The organism is Xanthocytophaga flava, assembly GCF_030068545.1.
GTDB lineage: Bacteria > Bacteroidota > Bacteroidia > Cytophagales > 172606-1 > Xanthocytophaga > Xanthocytophaga flava.
This window is the reverse complement of the sequence record NZ_JASJOR010000007.1, coordinates 49,156-67,691: the sequence shown is the minus strand read 5'-3', so window position 1 is coordinate 67,691 and position 18,536 is coordinate 49,156. Positions and strand designations below refer to the sequence as shown.

At 39.1% G+C, this 18,536-nt stretch carries 13 protein-coding genes; 2 read left to right on the top strand and 11 right to left on the bottom strand.

The genetic code is table 11. The annotated features are described in order from the left end of the window. The first annotated feature begins 72 nt into the window (after positions 1-72). Positions 73-2,520: a DUF3536 domain-containing protein gene (locus QNI15_RS12320; RefSeq protein ID WP_314031962.1), complete on the top strand. Its 2,448-nt coding sequence runs from the start codon at positions 73-75 to the stop codon at positions 2,518-2,520. Between the two features lie 43 nt (positions 2,521-2,563). On the opposite strand, the gene QNI15_RS12315 is transcribed toward QNI15_RS12320, so the two are convergent. The 10 genes from QNI15_RS12315 to QNI15_RS12270 all read right to left on the bottom strand — a co-directional run bounded on the left by QNI15_RS12315 (position 2,564) and on the right by QNI15_RS12270 (position 16,817). Next, positions 2,564-3,172, bottom strand: coding sequence for an OmpH family outer membrane protein (locus tag QNI15_RS12315; RefSeq protein WP_313976921.1), 609 nt, complete (start codon positions 3,170-3,172; stop codon positions 2,564-2,566). A gap of 148 nt (positions 3,173-3,320) precedes the next feature. Next, complete coding sequence (locus QNI15_RS12310) at positions 3,321-3,983, bottom strand: c-type heme family protein (RefSeq protein WP_314001191.1); 663 nt, start codon at positions 3,981-3,983, stop codon at positions 3,321-3,323. 126 nt (positions 3,984-4,109) lie between these two features. Beyond that, positions 4,110-5,756 carry a GAF domain-containing protein gene (locus QNI15_RS12305; RefSeq protein ID WP_314001190.1) on the bottom strand — a complete coding sequence of 549 codons (1,647 nt, stop codon included), beginning with the start codon at positions 5,754-5,756 and terminating at the stop codon, positions 4,110-4,112. A gap of 440 nt (positions 5,757-6,196) precedes the next feature. After that, entirely contained in the window at positions 6,197-7,597 is a 1,401-nt protein-coding gene (gene lpdA, locus QNI15_RS12300) for a dihydrolipoyl dehydrogenase (protein WP_314031961.1), read from the bottom strand. A 78-nt stretch (positions 7,598-7,675) separates the two neighbouring features. Continuing rightward, entirely contained in the window at positions 7,676-8,548 is an 873-nt protein-coding gene (locus QNI15_RS12295; RefSeq protein WP_314001188.1) for a hypothetical protein, read from the bottom strand. An 83-nt stretch (positions 8,549-8,631) separates the two neighbouring features. Beyond that, positions 8,632-10,185: a 2-oxoglutarate dehydrogenase complex dihydrolipoyllysine-residue succinyltransferase gene (odhB, locus tag QNI15_RS12290; RefSeq protein WP_314001187.1), complete on the bottom strand. Its 1,554-nt coding sequence runs from the start codon at positions 10,183-10,185 to the stop codon at positions 8,632-8,634. A gap of 39 nt (positions 10,186-10,224) precedes the next feature. Further along, positions 10,225-12,969: a 2-oxoglutarate dehydrogenase E1 component gene (locus QNI15_RS12285; RefSeq protein ID WP_313976931.1), complete on the bottom strand. Its 2,745-nt coding sequence runs from the start codon at positions 12,967-12,969 to the stop codon at positions 10,225-10,227. A 699-nt stretch (positions 12,970-13,668) separates the two neighbouring features. Further along, positions 13,669-14,604, bottom strand: coding sequence for a succinylglutamate desuccinylase/aspartoacylase family protein (locus tag QNI15_RS12280; RefSeq protein WP_313976935.1), 936 nt, complete (start codon positions 14,602-14,604; stop codon positions 13,669-13,671). A gap of 36 nt (positions 14,605-14,640) precedes the next feature. Further along, positions 14,641-15,141 carry an endonuclease V gene (locus QNI15_RS12275; RefSeq protein ID WP_314031959.1) on the bottom strand — a complete coding sequence of 167 codons (501 nt, stop codon included), beginning with the start codon at positions 15,139-15,141 and terminating at the stop codon, positions 14,641-14,643. Between the two features lie 98 nt (positions 15,142-15,239). After that, positions 15,240-16,817, bottom strand: a complete 1,578-nt coding sequence (locus QNI15_RS12270) for an ABC transporter permease/substrate-binding protein (protein WP_314031958.1) — start codon at positions 16,815-16,817, stop codon at positions 15,240-15,242. 246 nt (positions 16,818-17,063) lie between these two features. Here QNI15_RS12270 and QNI15_RS12265 point away from each other — a divergent pair, with 246 nt between their 5' ends. Further along, positions 17,064-17,855, top strand: a complete 792-nt coding sequence (locus tag QNI15_RS12265) for a hypothetical protein (protein ID WP_314031957.1) — start codon at positions 17,064-17,066, stop codon at positions 17,853-17,855. A gap of 100 nt (positions 17,856-17,955) precedes the next feature. Here the strand turns inward: QNI15_RS12265 and QNI15_RS12260 are convergent, their stop codons facing one another. After that, a complete protein-coding gene (locus QNI15_RS12260) occupies positions 17,956-18,495 on the bottom strand; it encodes a DUF4240 domain-containing protein (protein WP_314001178.1) in 540 nt (179 codons plus the stop codon). Between the last annotated feature and the right edge of the window lie 41 nt (positions 18,496-18,536).

Genomic DNA, 18,536 nt, shown 5'->3' with positions numbered 1-18,536 from the left:
TAAATAGAATACCAGTTACTTTGCTTTCTTTATAGGACTTCTGTAAAATTAATTAAGTGAATTGTAGTATTTATGAATCTCAAACAAAAATACATTTGTATACATGGCCATTTTTATCAGCCACCCCGTGAAAATCCCTGGCTGGAAGCAATAGAAACTCAAGATTCCGCATTCCCTTTCCATGACTGGAATGAACGCATTACGTATGAGTGTTATGCCGCTAATACAGCCTCCCGTATACTTGGACAAGATCAGGACATTGTAGATATTATTAATAATTACTCACGTATTAGTTTCAACTTTGGCCCTACCCTACTTTCCTGGCTGGAGCAACAAGATCCGGAAGCATATCAGGCTATTCTCCAGGCAGACAAAGAAAGTTTAGATAATTTTTCAGGACATGGCTCGGCCTTGGCACAGGTATACAATCATATCATAATGCCTCTGGCCAATCACGAGGATAAACGCACACAGGTAATCTGGGGTATACGTGATTTTGAATATCGGTTTCAGAGAAAGCCTGAGGGCATATGGCTTGCAGAAACAGCAGTTGATACCAAAACACTTGAGATTCTTGCAGAAAATAATATCAGATTTACCATTCTGGCACCGCGCCAGGCCAAATCTGTACGAGTTATAGGTACCGAACACTGGACTGATGTATCGGGAGACCGAATCAATCCCCGTATTCCTTACCTCTATCGTCTTCCTTCCGGAAAATCTATTGTGCTATTCTTTTATGATGGATTGGTATCCCAGGATGTGGCCTTTAAGGGATTGCTCAAAAATGGTAAACATTTTGCAGATCGTTTGGTACAGGCATTTCCTGAACATGACCAGGAGTCGGCTCAGATAGTGCATATTGCGACAGATGGTGAAAGTTATGGCCATCATCACCGACATGGGGATATGGCACTAGCTTACTGCATGACTCATATTGAAACTCATAATCTGGCCAGAGTTACCAACTACGGCGAATTTTTGGATAAATTTCCTCCTACACAGGAAGTACAGATCTTCGAAAACAGCTCTTGGAGCTGCGTTCATGGGGTTGAACGGTGGAGAAACAATTGTGGATGTAACTCAGGGGGAAATCCTCACTGGAACCAAGAATGGAGAGCACCATTGCGACAAGCACTGGATTGGCTACGCGATGAATTAATTCCTTTGTATACCAAGGCAATGGCAACCTTTGTCAAAGATCCCTGGGATATCCGAAACAAATATATTAATGTAATTCTCAACCGATCACAAGAGTCACTACACAAGTTTCTCACAACACATCTGAGCCCAAACACTAGTCAGGCAGATAAAATAGTATTTGTAAAGCTACTTGAAATGCAGCGTCAGGCAATGCTGATGTATACCAGTTGTGGGTGGTTCTTTGATGAAGTATCCGGAATTGAGACTATACAAATTTTACAATATGCCAGTAGAGCCATCCAGTTGGCAGAAGAAATACAGCCTAAAAATACACCTTCCTTATTGGAGCAGAAATTTCTGGAAAAGCTCTTACTGGTTCCGAGTAATGTATCTGAACTTGGAAATGCAGCAGTTATCTATGAACGAAAAGTAAAACCTGCACGACTGACAATGACCCGGGTTTGTGCACAGCAAGCTATCATTTCCCTTTTTGAAGAGGAGCCAGATCATCAAACTGCCAACAGTTATATTTTTGAAAGTGAAGTATACGATCGGCTGGAAGCTGGACTTCAGAAGCTAGCACTTGGAATAACAAAAGTAATCTCTACACTGACAATGGAAGAAAGTGTAGTGAGCTTTGCCGTATTATATCTGGGCCAGCAAACCATTATTGCCCATGCACGGGAAAATATGCCCTCTGAGGAGTTTATGGAAATGCATCGGGTTGTCCGTGAGCTTTTTTCTCTTGGACACATAGGAGAAGTCATTCATTCCATGGATCAGTTTTTCGGTACGGAGCTATTTTCTCTTCCTTATCTCTCAAAAGATGACCAACACAGAGTATTAAAAAAGATTACTCAAAACACACTGGAATCTATCGAAAACTCATTCAGACAAATCTATGAGCATAATTATCATATGATGAATCTGATGAATACGACAGATTCGTCCCTACCAGGCGTATTTAAAACAACTGTTGAGGTAGTAGTACAAGCCAATCTGCGGGATTTGTTTGAATCTGAGCGCCCCAATATGGATGAGATGAGAAGGCTAGCTAAGGAAGTAAAACGGTGGCATATCAAACCTAATCCGGATACAGTTGGTTTTACAGCCGTAAAACGATTAAATCTCCTTATGAAAGAGCTGGAGTCTACTCCTAGTCTGGATCAGGTAAAATATCTGGCGGAGTGGATGCGAGAGTTAAAACAGTTTCCGATGACATTAGACCTCTGGATATCACAAAATATCTATTTCTTTGTTGGCAACCGTTATTATGGCGAAATGAGGGATTTGGCAAGGAAGGGAGATTTGTCAGCTCAGCGATGGATAAAATACTTTACAGAGCTGGGGGAGCTTCTGGATGTTAGAATTGTCTGAAACAAAAGAGGCCGTTCCTTTTATGAAACAGCCTCTTTTCATTTTATTTTTGTGTTGCCTTGTATTCTGTATTTAAGCCATCCAGTACTTCCTGTGTAATGTCAAGGTTGTTTTGTGCATACAAAATAGCACTTGCACCTTTGGTATACGCAAATACATATTTGTAAGGCTTGCCTTTAGTATATTTTTTCAGATACACAGATATCGTTTCAAGTAATTCATCTGTCTTTTGTTGCTCTTCTTTAGCCAGGTCATTGGCTAACTTTTCGCTATATTGTCTTAGTTCAGCATCTTTCATCCGAAGGTTCTGCTCAGCAGCCTGAAGCTGCTCTACGCTCATAGAATTGCCTTTTCTCTGGTAAGCAGCCACTTCATTCTGTAATGAACGTGCTCTTCCGCTTACTTCCTGCTCCATTTTCTCTCTACGGCTTTTCAGGTTATCTAATGTAGTTTTGTAGTACTCATATTTAGCCATCAGAGTATCTGTGTTTACATACGCAATTTCAGCAGCAGCGGCAGAAGAGAGGGTATCCTTCTTCAAATCTACCAAAGTAGCTCCTCCGGAAGTATCTGATTTTTTAAAGTGTAAAAAATATAAGACTGCTACCGCAACCAACAAAACAATGTTTAATCCAAGTGATAAATTTTTCATGAGCAATATTTTTTAGAATAGTGTAGTATCTGCATGCAAATGCACTACAGGAAAGAAATAAAGGTTAAAACTGTTCAAAGATAAAGAGACAAACTCAAATATCAGAATTTGAATAGACGAACTCGTTGAGGAACTTATTTCTAAGGTATTATTTTATATCCAGTGGCTGTGCCAGCTTGTTTTTGGGGAATAAAACATTCCATATCCCAATAGGTTCGTTCAATGTATAGTTTGTCAGGCTATCTATAGAGGGATAGGAAGCTCTTAATGCTTCAAAATCTTTTCTGCTTAGTTCTTTCCCAACTGCACCATGACACTGAAGACAGGTTGCACTAGCTAAGGCTATAGGCTGTGAATATAGCATATATATATTGTCTTCCTGCTGTACGTTTGCTTCCATTGGTAGTTTTTTCTCTGCATTGTAACGATAGGCATCCCACACTTGCAGAGCAGTTTTGCTTATAGCTAGTTTTTCCGGACTATTTCGTAGGGCTAACCGTTGAATAGAGATACCATATTGTTTTTTCAAAGAATCTACTCCAAGAGACCGAACATTACAAACAGAACTCCATTCGACAAGATTCTTTTTGTCAGAGAACCTTTCCAATTGGCTAACTAATCGCTTATCTAACCAATCTGCCGTCTTCTTGCCTTCCCGAAAAGTATTTTCTGTCAGCTGGATAGGCGTAATATGTAGTACCTTCCTGCTCTTCATCTCTTCCGCAATTTTTTTATTATCTAGTTTGGTTCCGGTGTTACAAGCTACCAAACCAACACAAAAGCCCACAAAGATCCCACAGATATACTTCATATACATGATCAGTTTAACAAAAATAGACTGCAAAATTAGTATGTTTTCTCACTCATATGCATGAATATGTGAAAACAAAAAAAGCGTGAGATAACTCCCACGCTTTCAGTATTGGTATATAGAATTCTATCTTCTTTGCATTTCAGTTTTAAGCGACTGAACCTCTGCCAGTAATTCTTCTTCACGTTGAGCAGATTCATGTTGTTTCCGCTCCATTTCTTCCTGAGTAGCCATAAGCTCTTCCATATTCTGGCGCATCTCCTCTTCCTGACTACGCATTTGCTCAGTAAGGATAGTTGATTCCTGAAGAAGTTTTTGTGTACGGATATTTACTTTGGCTGATGAAAGTGTTGAAGCAATGCTTTCTGCCATCTTCTCGATAAACTCAATTTCAAAATCAGCAAAATCATTGAATGATGCGATCTCTAATACTCCATATACCTGATCATTTACTTTCAGAGGCACAATCAGAATACTACGAGGATTAGCTTCGCCAAGACCTGAAGTAATGGTAATATAATTTGTAGGAACTTCTGTCATATACACATACTCAGCTTCCTGCCAAACTTGTCCGGCTAAACCTTCTCCTGGATAAATCTTCTGCTCAAGATATTTCTTTTTATCCCAGGCATAACATGCTTTCAGTTCCAGATAAGGTTCTACACCCTGAATTTCGTCATTGATAATATAAAGACCTCCCTGATTCGCATTTGTATATTTTACCAGGCCAGACATAATCTGATCACACAACTCATCCAGGTCAGACGTATTTTTACGTAATACATCTCCGAATTTAGCCAAACCTTCTGTAGCCCAGTTGCGACGCTTATCTTCTTCAGCTACACGTTTCAGGTTATCTCTCATGTTAATCAAAGAGTTACCTAGTACGTCCTTGTCACTCAAAGGTTGATGTTCTACTTTATAATTACCTTTTCCGATATTTTCTGCGAACAATGAAGTTTCTCTCAGACCATTTGCCAGCTTTTCTACAGCATCAGCCATTTCGCCCACTTCATCACGATTAAATTTGCGATTTTGCTTATCGGGAAGTTCACCTAAGCTAAGTTTTTGTATAATCCCTCGTACATAATTGATAGGAAGTACTATATCACGGCTTAATACAATTGTTGCAATTATAGCAAAAAGAATAACGATCAGAGCTGAAATCATCACTACCTGTCTTACAGAAGAGAAGTTTCCTAATAAGTCTTCATCTGACAATACAGCTTCTTTCCCCTTATCAACAATAACCCGATTCAGCATTTCGAGTGCTTTCTGAGAGATTGGTAATACTTCTGTTTCAAGAATTGTGGTTGCATTAAATTTAACAATACCGCCATCCTTCTCATAATCTTCGAAATCAGCCAAATCTGTCATGATTTGTTTCTCTTTTATCTCAACCGTATCGTATTGAGCTAATACACTATCAACCAAACCCTGCTGGGCTTTAGGCCAATGCTTTTTCAGAGCGTTAATACTTTCTTTTACTTTCGGATAGGCTGTTGCCTGCAACTGTTTCAGTGCATCCTTATCTTCCTGGTTACTTTGCTGATAAATCCAGTTGGTAATGTATCCTTTGGAACTGATAATAACATTCCGCAAATCTCTTAATGCCAACGTTGAAGGATCAGCTACTTCAATATTATGTTGAATAATAGAAGCGCTTTTGTTTAATGTCCAAAGACTGATCACTGCATTGACAACAAACATGATTGTAAGCAGTGAGAACCCTCCAATTAACTTTTTCCGAATAGACAAATCTCTAATATTCATGACAGACTGAAACAGTTGATTTTAATATTATATAGCTCATAATTTTCTTTCCTATCCGAAATATCATTATTATTTAGATAATAGTAATCTGTCCTTAAAATCAGACGTTTTGAAACGTGTAAGTTTGCCTTATCAATATCATCAAAAAGTGAAACGCCTCTCTTATTGTATGCTAAAACAAACAAACTCAGCTTATTAAAAAGTAAATTCTTAACTCCTGCTAATCGCACCTCTCAAAGTTAGCAACTGGCACCAATCAATATAAACCACTGAAAAACAAGCCACTACACACAAATAAAAAAACAGGTAAGCTATATCAGAATAACTTACCTGTTTTAAAAAGAAGAAGTTTCTTACACGGAAAACTTTTTTGCTACTGTTAACAACTGTTTCAAACTATAAGAAAAATATCATCCATAGAAAGGATACAGTTTTGGAAATCAAATATTTAGTGCGCGATTTCCAGTTGCAGCCAGACAAGCTTCTTTGAATGCTTCTGTGTATGTTGGGTGAGCATGAGACATGATACCTACATCTTCTGCAGCAGCTCTAAACTCCATAGCTACTACAGCTTCTGCTATCATATCTGCTACACGAGCACCTATCATGTGTACACCCAGTATCTCGTCAGTCTCCGCATGAGCCAATACTTTTACCAAACCATCGGTATCCATACTGGCACGGGCTCTGCCTAAAGCCTTGAATGGGAAAGTACCTGCTTTATAAGGAGTTCCGTTTGTTTTCAATTCTTCCTCAGTATAGCCTACTGCTGCCACTTCTGGCCATGTATAGACGACTCCAGGTATCAGAAGATAATTGATATGTGGATGCTGTCCCGCAATTGTTTCTGCCACAAACACACCTTCTTCTTCCGCTTTATGTGCCAGCATAGCACCACGAATCACATCTCCAATAGCATAGATATTGGAAACTTCTGTCTGAAGATGATCATTTACAGCGATCCGGCCTCTTTCATCTGTCTTCAACCCTGCTTTTTCAAGTTCCAGACCATCTGTATAAGGACGGCGCCCTACTGACACCAGGCAATAATCGCCTTCCAGCTCCAGCAATCCTCCCTTGTTATTTTCTGCACGTACAACTACACTGTCTCCTTTATTCTCTACAGAGGTTACTTTGTGACTAAAGTAGAAATCTGCACCTAGTTTACGCATTGATTTCTGTAACTCTTTACCCATTGTGCCATCCATGGTTGGAATCATGGAAGCAGCAAACTCTACAAAACTCACTTTAGCACCCAAACGAGCATATACAGAGCCTAGCTCGGCACCAATCACACCAGCACCAATCACAATCAGGTGTTTGGGAACCTCAGGTAACTTCAATGCTTCGGTAGAAGAGATAACCCGCTTTTTATCAATTGGCATGCTTGGGAATGACGATGGTTTTGACCCTGTCGCAATGATGATATTTTTGGCCGAGATCTGTTGCTCCTGTCCATCATTAGATTTTACTTTTACAGTATTCTTATCTACAAAAGATCCAAACCCTATATAAGTAGTAATTTTGTTTTTGTTCATCAGAAACTCTACTCCCTTGGTCATCTGTCCAACCACTTCTTCTTTTCTTTTGATCATTTGCCCAAAATCCAGTTGCATGTCTTTAATAGCGATTCCATGCTGAGCAAATGAATGAGCTGCATTATAATAATGTTCTGAAGAATCAAGTAATGCTTTGGAAGGAATACATCCTACATTTAAACAGGTACCACCTAGTGCTGGGTACTTTTCAATAATAGCCGTTTTCATGCCTAATTGAGCACAACGGATAGCCGCAATATACCCTCCTGGTCCGGAGCCGATAACAATTACATCAAAATCCATATGTTTTTAATTAAAAATGTAGAATGTAAGAATGAACAAATCTCGTAAAAATAATATGTTTTTATTAGAAAAATCCTTTCAGTTTTCTAAATACAGCCGCATTTTTTCTATAACTGCCTTGTATTCTTCTATAAAGTTTTTTCCTCTGGGGTAATCACCTGTACTATTAAGCGCATCTCCCAACATTTGTTGTGCAGTAAGAGCGTTTTCCTGATCATAAAATATTTTCAAAGACCGCTCTGGCCAAGCGCTAACAGAAGGCACCCCCAAACCATGACTGTAAAATTTTAATGGAGATTGGAAAAGACGAGGCTCAAAATAACTTTGCTTTTTATCCTCAACCAGTTGAAAGTAATCCAGTATATAAGACAATTGCTCAACGAGGCTCTTTCTAATCTCTTCCTTTGTAGCTTTTTTATGGGGCTTTCTCCGCCATTCATTTCTATGAGGATCTAATAAATCCATCTCCCCTTCTTCATACTTGTGATCTTCAGAAAATAACAAGGCTACTTTTCCTATTATAAACTCAGGAGAATCTGCAGATATATTGAAATCTCTGGGTAGAGTTAATTCTACTTGCATCCAATTATTTCCTGAATCTATTTTTTTAAAAACATATTCCTCCATAGGTGTATTCCCTACAAGAGTTATCTGTTCTGTTTTATAGTCATAAGTCCAGTTCTTGGATACATAATCTCCTCCCTGAAAAAGGATAGCGTAGTCTCCTCTTTCATATAAACGGATATACGTGTTTTTAAAGATGGAATCGAGCTTATCCTGAATAGTCGCATCTTGTATAAGATTACGGTTCTTACTATTACGCTTGAGTTCTATATCTTTCATTTCTACTTTCATGATTCGCCAGGAGCGACTCAATGTATTACGATCATCACTACAGGAAGTAATCAGAAACAGAGGTAGTACCAGACAAAGCAATAAGAAATATTTCATCTTATTTAAAGGAGGGATAGTATAGAAAAATTAAGCCATACAAGATTCAGATAACCTTGTATGGCTCAAAAGCAGCCTATCTGTTAGACTTCTAATAACAAGCGAGTAGGATCTTCAAGGAGTTGTTTTACACGCACCAGGAAGCTTACAGCCTCACGACCATCGATGATACGGTGGTCGTAACTCAGTGCCAGATACATGATAGGGCGTATCACGATTTGTCCCTCTACTACTACAGGACGTTCCACAATGTTGTGCATACCCAGAATAGCAGTTTGAGGAGCATTGATGATTGGAGTTGACAACATAGAGCCAAAGATACCACCGTTGGTGATGGTAAATGTTCCACCTGTCATATCATCAATCGTCAGTTTATTTTCTTTTGCTTTACCAGCCAAACGTACAATCTCCGCTTCGATCTCTGCAAAACTCATTTGTTCAGCATTCCGAATGATTGGTACTACCAACCCACGGGGAGAGGATACAGCAATTGAAATGTCAGCATACTGATGGTATACGATTTCATCTCCATCAATCATGGCGTTTACAGCTGGCCATTCCTGCAAAGCTACACAACATGCTTTGGTAAAGAATGACATAAAGCCTAAACCGACACTATGTTTCTCTTTAAATTTATCTTTGTATTTAGCACGTAAGTCCATGATTGGCTTCATGTCAACTTCATTGAATGTAGTCAACATAGCTGTCTCATTTTTCACAGCCACCAGACGACGAGCTACAGTTTTACGCAAAGACGTCATTTTCTCACGACGGTCAGTACGTTCACCACTTACCACAGGTTGTTTTGGAGCTGAAGTTTTTTCAGCAGGTTTGGATACTGGAGGTTGCGCATTGTTGGCCGCTACTGGTTTCTGTGCATTCACTGCATCATTTTTTGTAATGCGACCATCTACGCCTGTACCCTGAACATCTTCGGGTTTCACACCTTTTTCTGCCAGAATTTTATTAGCAGCTGGTGAAGGTGTACCTGTTGCATAGGTTTTATCTCCAGAAGGAGTAGTCTGAGCAGCAGGCACTGGTTGTGAAGGAGTAGCAGTAGCCTGACTTACAGGCTGAGATCCGCCAGCAGTTACTTCAATCTTACAGATCAGACCACCAATAGGCAAAGTAGTTCCCTGAGTAGCAACAATACGTAATATACCTGCCTGTTCAGCTGTCAGTTCGAAAGTAGCTTTGTCAGACTCAATTTCACAAAGCAGGTCATTTAGCTGTACCTGATCTCCATCATTTTTATGCCATGTACCAATGGTTACTTCCGTAATTGATTCTCCTACGGTAGGCACCTTCATCTCTACAGTTTGTCCTGTAGCGGCTGCCGGCTTTGCTTCTTCAGCAGGAGCTGTAGCCTGAGCAGTAGGTGTAGAAGCTTTTGGCTGTCCATTGGCTTCATCAATACGGGCAATCAAGGTATCAATCGAAATAGTTTCACCTTCCTGAACTACAATATGTAATACACCCGCAGCAGGGGCATTTAATTCAAATGTCGCTTTATCAGATTCCAGTTCACAAAGAACTTCATCCATTTGTACAGTCTCGCCATCTTTCTTGTTCCATTTCGAAATAGTTACTTCCGAAATAGATTCACCGACAGCAGGTATTTTGATGTCTAAAGCCATAAAAATATAATATAGAATGATTAGGTTTCTTAAAAATAGTTATGAAAGAGCTCTTTTGATAATATCCGCTTGTTCCTGAGCATGTACTTTGGCATATCCTGTAGCAGGAGAAGCACTTGCCTTACGAGCAATCACTTCCATAGCCACATACTTATACGTACGCATTACATATGACCAGTATCCCATGTTCTCAGGTTCTTCCTGTACCCAGCAGATTTTAGCTTTTTTGTCGTACTGCATCAACAAATTATGTACCTGCTTGGCTGGGAATGGATGCAACTGTTCCAATGCTATGATAGCAATATCATCACGTTTTTGTTCCTGACGAGCCTCATACAATTCGTAATACAGCTTACCAGAACACAATAAAACTTTCTTCACTTTTTTAGGATCTGCCTGAGTATCTGCAATTACCTCTTTAAAGCTTCCTGTTGTAAACTCTTCCAGCGGTGATACAGCCAATGGATGACGCAACATTGATTTTGGAGACATTACAATCAATGGCTTACGAAATTCCCAAGCCAGCTGACGACGCAATAAATGGAAAAAGTTAGCTGGTTGCGTAACGTTTGCTACTACGATATTATTTTCAGCAGCTAGTTGCAGGAAGCGTTCCGGACGAGCATTTGAGTGCTCTGGTCCCTGTCCTTCATAGCCATGTGGCAGTAACATTACCAAACCATTCATACGTTGCCACTTGGTTTCAGATGGAGCAATGAACTGATCGATCATAACCTGTGCACCGTTAGCAAAATCGCCAAACTGGGCTTCCCAAAGAACCAGTGCATTAGGGTTTGCCATAGCATAGCCAAATTCAAAACCAAGTACACCATATTCAGACAACAAGGAATTATAAATCATGAATTTATTTTTTCCTTCTGCTGTAAAGTCGAGGTTGTTATATGCCTGATTGGTTTCAGCATCATGCAACACAGCATGACGATGGCTGAAAGTACCACGCTGTACATCCTGTCCACTTAAACGAACAATCTTTCCTTCTGCCAGAATAGAACCATACGCCAATAGTTCTGCTGCTGCCCAGTTCAGTTGTTTTTTCTCAAAGAACATTTCCTTTCTTTCTTTCAACAACTTCTCAATCTGTTTTAACGGACGGAAATCTGCAGGAATATTAACCAATTTCTGGCCAACTTTTTCTATTACATCCAGACTTATACCTGTTTCCGGAGATTTATCGAAATCCTCCTGAGCTGATCTGCGCAATGCATTCCATGCTTCTTCATTTTTCTGATAGTAATATGGCAGAGGTTTCTGCTTAACCATATTTAAACGATCCTGCAGCATATTGCGGAACTCTTCATCCATCTTCTCCGCAAGCTTCGCATCTACATCACCCCGTGTAATCAACTGTTTGTTATAGATTTCACGTGGGTTAGGATGTTTGGAGATAACGTTATATAAGGTTGGTTGTGTAAATTTCGGTTCGTCAGATTCATTATGGCCATGACGACGATAACACACCATATCAATAAAGATATCCCGGTTAAAACGCTGACGGTAATCAGCAGCCAGCTTAGCACAAAATACTACTGCTTCCGGATCATCACCATTTACGTGTAATACAGGTGCGTCTACAATTTTAGCTACATCTGTACAATAGATGCTGGAACGTGCATCTTCAAAGTCAGTAGTGAAACCAACCTGGTTATTAATCACAAAGTGAATAGTTCCACCTGTATAATACCCTGGTAGTGCTGACATCTGAGTTACCTCATACACAATTCCCTGTCCTGCCACAGCAGCATCACCGTGAATTAATATAGGCAATACCTTATCATAATCACTTTGATACAGAACATCGGCTTTTGCACGGGAATATCCTTCTACTACAGGGTTAACTGCTTCCAGGTGAGAGGGATTAGGAGCTAGTTTTAACTGAACTTTCTTTCCTTTTGGCGTTTCGATCTGAGAAGCATACCCCATGTGGTATTTCACATCACCATCGCCCATAGTCAGGTCAGGTGTATAAGCGCCTTCAAACTCGTTAAAGATATTTTCATAGGTTTTACCCATGATATTTGCCAGGATGTTCAAACGACCCCGGTGAGCCATACCAATGATTACCTCATTTACGCCTTGTTCTGCAGTCTCACTAATGATGGCATCCAATGCCGGGATTGTAGTTTCTCCACCTTCCAGTGAAAAACGTTTCTGACCAATATATTTTGTATGCAGGAAATTTTCGAACACAACTGCCTCATTCAGCTTGGTAAGAATACGTTTCTTCTCATCCAGAGATAAGGTAAACGCAAGTGCTTCTTTTTCTACTTTCCCTTTGAAATATTCCAGAACCTCAGGCTCACGAATATACATAAACTCAAATCCGATCTTTCCTTCATAAATCTTTTTCAGCGATTCAACCAGCTTCCGTAATGTTGCTGGTGCACCTAATACCTCTCTGGCGGCTTCAAATGTGGTATCCAAGTCAGCATCTGTCAAACCAAAATCCTTTAAATCAAGCATAGGCTTACGATCCCGACGCTGACGAACAGGATTGGTATCTGATTTTAAGTGCCCGCGCATACGATAGCCATGAATCAGATTTCGAACTGCAATCTCTTTCTGTATATTTACATCTGTTCCTGTCTTAGTTGCTCCATTCACGGCAGTTCCATTGCCGTTTCCTCCATATTGGTTAGAAAACTCAAATCCTTCAAAGAATTTTTGCCAGCTGGTATCTACCGAGTCAGGATTTTCTTTGTATGCCCGATAGAGTTCGTCAATATACGCACCATGCGCATTGGCGATGTAAGAATATTTATCCATGATTACAAAACACTAGTTTTCTGAGAGATGATATTAGAATGTATATTTATATATTTAAACGCCCTTTTACCAGAAATAGAATCTCTGAATAAAAGGTAAATAACTGATAACTAATCCACTTTTATCTTAAAATAGCTTAATTTTATGCAAAGCTACAAAACGCTCTATTATAGCATAATTGCCAAAGCGTTTATACAGATTAAACAATGTATGAATCAGTTAAGTTTTCATTCAATTTTAGAACAAACCTAGACAATTATAATATAAGAAAGAAAAAATAATAGGTTTTTAGGAAGGAAACTCTCTTAAAGCAAAAGATTTATTGGCAGAAAAAATTTTAAAAGAATTTAAGAGGTTGTCTAAATTATTGTTAAAGAGGCGAAAAGAGCAGATTTTGTAGCGAGATGAGGCCATTTTGAGGGGCGTAGCAAAAGCTACGGGCCGAAAAATGGACGAAATCGTAGCACAAAAGATGCCTTTGCAGCCTTTAAGAATAGTTTAAACAACCTCTAAAAGGCTATACAAATCATTTTGTAAGGGCTACAAAGGCATCTTTTGTGTTTTATCTTCACATGTTTTTCAATCTGTAGCGAATTGAGGCTTGCTATAAAAACTGATTGTTAAACTTCGTTAAAAATAGATTAGACAACCTCTATCAGACAAGAAGCCAGCTTTTTCATAAGCAGATCTGAGAATGATTTATTTTCCGACATGAATAAGAGCATCACCAGAGTTTACAACTGGCATATTGTTCAAACCAATAATATATCCATCATAAGGACTCTTAATTGTTACCTGAGACTCACCATATGGATCTGTAATAGTTGCCAAAGGCTGATTTTTTACCACTTTAGAGCCTGAAATGACAAATGGATTAAAAATACCGGAATCTTTGGTTCTCATCCAGGTAGTACTTTTAATAGTAATCGGAATCTGTTTTTTCTCCTCCTGATCCCGCATTTTCAGATAGTGCATGATTCTCCTTACACCCGCTTTGCCTTCGGCAATAGCATGCTCATCCAGTCGTAATGATTCACCACCCTCAAAGACCAGAATGGATTTGCCTGTCTTTAAGGCTTCTTTACGAAATGATTTATCAATTAATTCAGTATTGACAATAAAGGGAGCCCCAAAAGCTGATGCCAGCTCTTTGTTCTTTGCATGATCCAGATTGCAACGAATCTGAGGAAAGTTAGCTATCCGGTCACCTCCTGTATGAAAGTCAACCCCATGGTGCACATGAGGTAAAATCTCTGTCATAAGAATGTGTGCCATTCGATTGGCAAGTGAACCATTGGCAGATCCTGGAAAACAACGATTCAGATCTTTACCATCTGGCAGATTACGGGAATTGAAAATAAATCCATATACATTGACCAGTGGTATAGCTATCACAGTTCCCATGTCAGGCATGAGGTAATTCTCGTTGATAAGCCGTCTTACTATCTCTATTCCATTGATCTCATCTCCATGAATTCCAGCCGTTAGCAATAAACCAGGACCATCTGTCTTGCCACGAAACACATATACAGGTAGATCAATCAATGTATGTGATGGCAGTCGGGCAATAGGAATCTTAATAGAAACGGCTTTTCCTACAGGAACAGGTGTATTGTAAATGTAGATGTCAGACATGGAATTATATCAAAGAAAATCTCAGATGCCACAAGATTACGCAAAAACAGCGTCCCTACATAACCGATCTACTTTTTTAAGTAAAGTAGGTAATCTAAATTCACCATGCATCTGTTTTATATACTCACCTGCATGTTGTATATCCAGTCCGGCGGATGTGACAAATAAGGGATTCTGACTGTCACCTCGTAGTACAGCCACAGAAGGAGCTTCGTGAAATCGGGTTTTGGCAACTCCCACAACCGGAATCTTCTGATTCAGTGCATGAAACAGATATCCTCCTAAGCCTTTCTTTTCCGGAGTAAGATATACGTATCCGTCAATTACAATAGTGGTCAGCATTTCAGCTATAGGTTCAAGTACAGCAAGCAGACAAGGTAATTCACGTTTATAGAATTCACCAGATACGTAAGGTGCTACATCATCAATACGCTTACTAATCTGTTGTGTTTCCGTTTCATCCGCCCAGGAAGTAAAGAGCAGACAAGCTACCGCTGCGTGATCATCCCGGTAGTCAACATCAAGACAAGCAATCATAAAAAATAGGTTATCAAAAATTCGAAACTGTCAAAATCTAATCAACTATGATATAAAGCATATATTTAGCAATAGTCCCCAATAACTGTATATATAATTTATCTTTCAGACACGAGATATCTCTGTAACTCAGATATGGTTCGTATATGTAGCTTTTTACTTTCTGCTTCCCGCATCATTAAAGCATAGGCATTATTAAATCCAATAGGCTTTTGCCATTCCAACTCATATCTCTTGTTAAATTCCTGAGCTACATATGTATACACTTTATCCGGATCTCCTTTAAGAGAATCCAGCTTCTGGCTTTCTGGCTGTAAAATAACAAGTAAGCCTGTTCCTGTATATTCAGGATATAAGTCAATGGCTCCAGCGTTCAGTGCATCAAAACAAATCTTAGTTCCTCCCAATCCGGTTTTGGTAACTACCTGCAAATTCGTGTAGCCTTCGATTAACTGCTTTAAGAGCTCAGCCAGAATGTATTGCTCTGAAAATACTTTCGAACCAATACTGATAGTACCTTCAGGTCCTGTACTTTTTTCCAGATGAAATTCTTTCTGTTGCTGTATAAACTGTTTGGCAACCTCAGCAGGTAGTTTGTGCAGGTAATCGACCTCATAGTTTAAAGCAGTCATGACTGAATCATTGATGGAATGTGAAAACACACCCAATACAGCTTGTAGCTGAGGATATTTTACCAAGGTTTGCCTTCTTACCACCCAGGCCGCCTGGTAAGGAGGAAAGGCCTGCTTGTCATCTTCCAGCACACGCAAGTGATAGGCTTTGATACGGCCATCTGTGGAGTACCCACTGATTACATCTACATTCTCATGAAAAATAGCCTCATACATAAGAGACTGATCCAGTAACAAATTACTGATTGATAATCCATATTTGTTTATTAGTCCCGGGTAACCATCATCACGTCCAGCAAACTCATGAGCAAAGCCTGCCAGTAAACGGGTTTGTTTTGTTTTAGGGATTATATAGAGACCCGACAGACAAAGTATACCTATCAGTATCCAACCACTTATTTTCAACCCGGATTTAGCAGACTTGTGTGTTTTGTAATCTGTGCGTTTTTGCAACCAACCCAACAAACTATCAAATAAAACAGCCAGTAATGCTGCAGGAATCGCTCCTGCCATAATCATGGCTGAGTTGTTAAGTGCAATACCTCCAAAAATAAATTCACCCAATCCACCTGCAGCTACATAAGCAGCTAGTGTAGCTACACCTACATTAATAACTGTTGCTGTACGTATGCCTGCAAAGATTACAGGCATTGCCAGAGGAATTTCAACTTTGGTCAGAATTTGCCATTGGTTCATACCCAGTCCTAATGCAGCATCTCTAACAGAGGCGTCTACTTCTCTGATACCCACATACGTATTTCGTACAATCGGAAGCAAGGCATACAGAAACAAAGCAAAAATAGCAGGCTTCACTCCTATTCCTAACACAGGAATAAGAATACCCAGTAAAGCAATGCTGGGTATAGTTTGTAAAACGCCAGTAAAACCTATCACAAGGGATGCAACTCTAGGTTTATGACTAATCCAGCAACCCAAAGGAACCCCAATAACTAATGCAACCAGTAATGCCAGGAAGGTTAAGCCAATGTGTGTAAGGGTTTGCTGAAGAATTTTGTCAGATTGTTCGTAGAAGAATTGAATCATGTAGGAGGTTATAAGCAATGGCTTGATTGATACTATCTGATGAAAGTTAACTCTAATTATAAAATATAGTGCTCAAAACAAAGTCTTATCCTCGTTTTAATGCACACTCAAAAGCTATATTCTATTGATTGTAAACTTGTTATCCCCTAACATATTTTATTTCGCACTCACGTAATCTGTACGTATTTTTTATGTATATTGTAACATAATAATTCACTACAATTTAATTACCAGAGAAACTATTTTATGTCAAAATATCATACAAACGAAACTGCAATCCGCAAATATAAATCTGAATACCATCGCTTAATGGTGCATGAAGCTCGTTTAAATGAGCAGCTTCACCATCTATTGAAACGTATTAAAGCCATTCAGGAAGATGAGAAACAATCTCTTGCAGACCAAATCCTTCTGACTAAACTGTTGACACATGCAACACAGCAAAAGGCTGAACTGGAAGCCCAACCTGCCTCCAAAGAACGTGATAAGCAACTCAAAAAAGCGGAAAAAGAGTATAAGGAAGTTAATGCCAAATACAAACGCAATGAGTATCACCTAGCTGTGCTGGAAAAGAAAAAGGACAAAGACAATGCAGCTAAGTATGTTCTCAAAGAACTAAAGCGCGATGCAGTACGTATTCGTATTAAAACAGCATATGATATCTGGAAGAGACTTGAGCAGGAAGAGCAGTATGAGTTTATGGACTTTGAAATGTTTCAGGCTTTATACTTTGTTAAGCAAATAAAGCAAGCTGCTGTTCAAAAAGAAACTATGGTGAAAGAGGCTCTCAAAAATATAATGACATCTTTATCCAAACCAGCAGAAATAGCAACTCGCTTTATTCCAGTTGTTTACGCTACCAGAAACGTGGATTCTGTTATTCCATCTCGTCATAATACGGATTTTTCTAAAACTCTTTGTAGTATCAAAGCAGAGGCTGACATTTTGAACCACTGTTTCGAGCGTGCATTCAGTCCCAATTCGAAAGCAACATCAGTTATATTGGTACAAAGAGAGTCTTGTTCAGATTTGCGATAATAGAGATCAAAACTTTACCAGCTAGTGTAGTACACTCAACACTGACAGTTGGGCAAAACACCCTGAAAATCGACACCAGAGTATATGTGTGTATAGTATGCTAGGCAGTATAATTAAACTTTCTACAAAGATTTGGAAAAAGTACTGGTAAATCTTCCGTTTCCCATGCTTCACCTTTTGTATAACCACCAATATCCTCTGCATGCGCATTAGGAAGTTCATAACAATCCTCAGGCTCTCCAAATTTATTAGTATATGCCTTATCAGCCATGTACATAAACCATTCTCCATCTGCATAATCGAAATGCTGATTTAAGATCATAGCCAGAGAGTCGGTGTTGGATATAGCATCTTCAAAAACTTTTTGTCCCTGCACCACTAATTGGTATCTAAAATAGAGATAGGAATCATCAGACCCAGATAATCCTACTGTAATTTCAAGTAGTGCAAGAACATTGTAATGGTCAGCTTCTACAACTTTACTCACAACAAATCGTTCAAAACCAATTAATTCTTCTTTTGATAGCTTTGATAAGTTATTCACTAAATAGTTGGCCTTATCTTCATTGTTCTTAAAATAAGGTTCTCCAACCCAGAGACAAGCCTCATTAATTAAATCCCAATAATTTTGGTCTTTCATACATTCAGACAAATCAGTGATTTGACTTAATTTGAAAATAT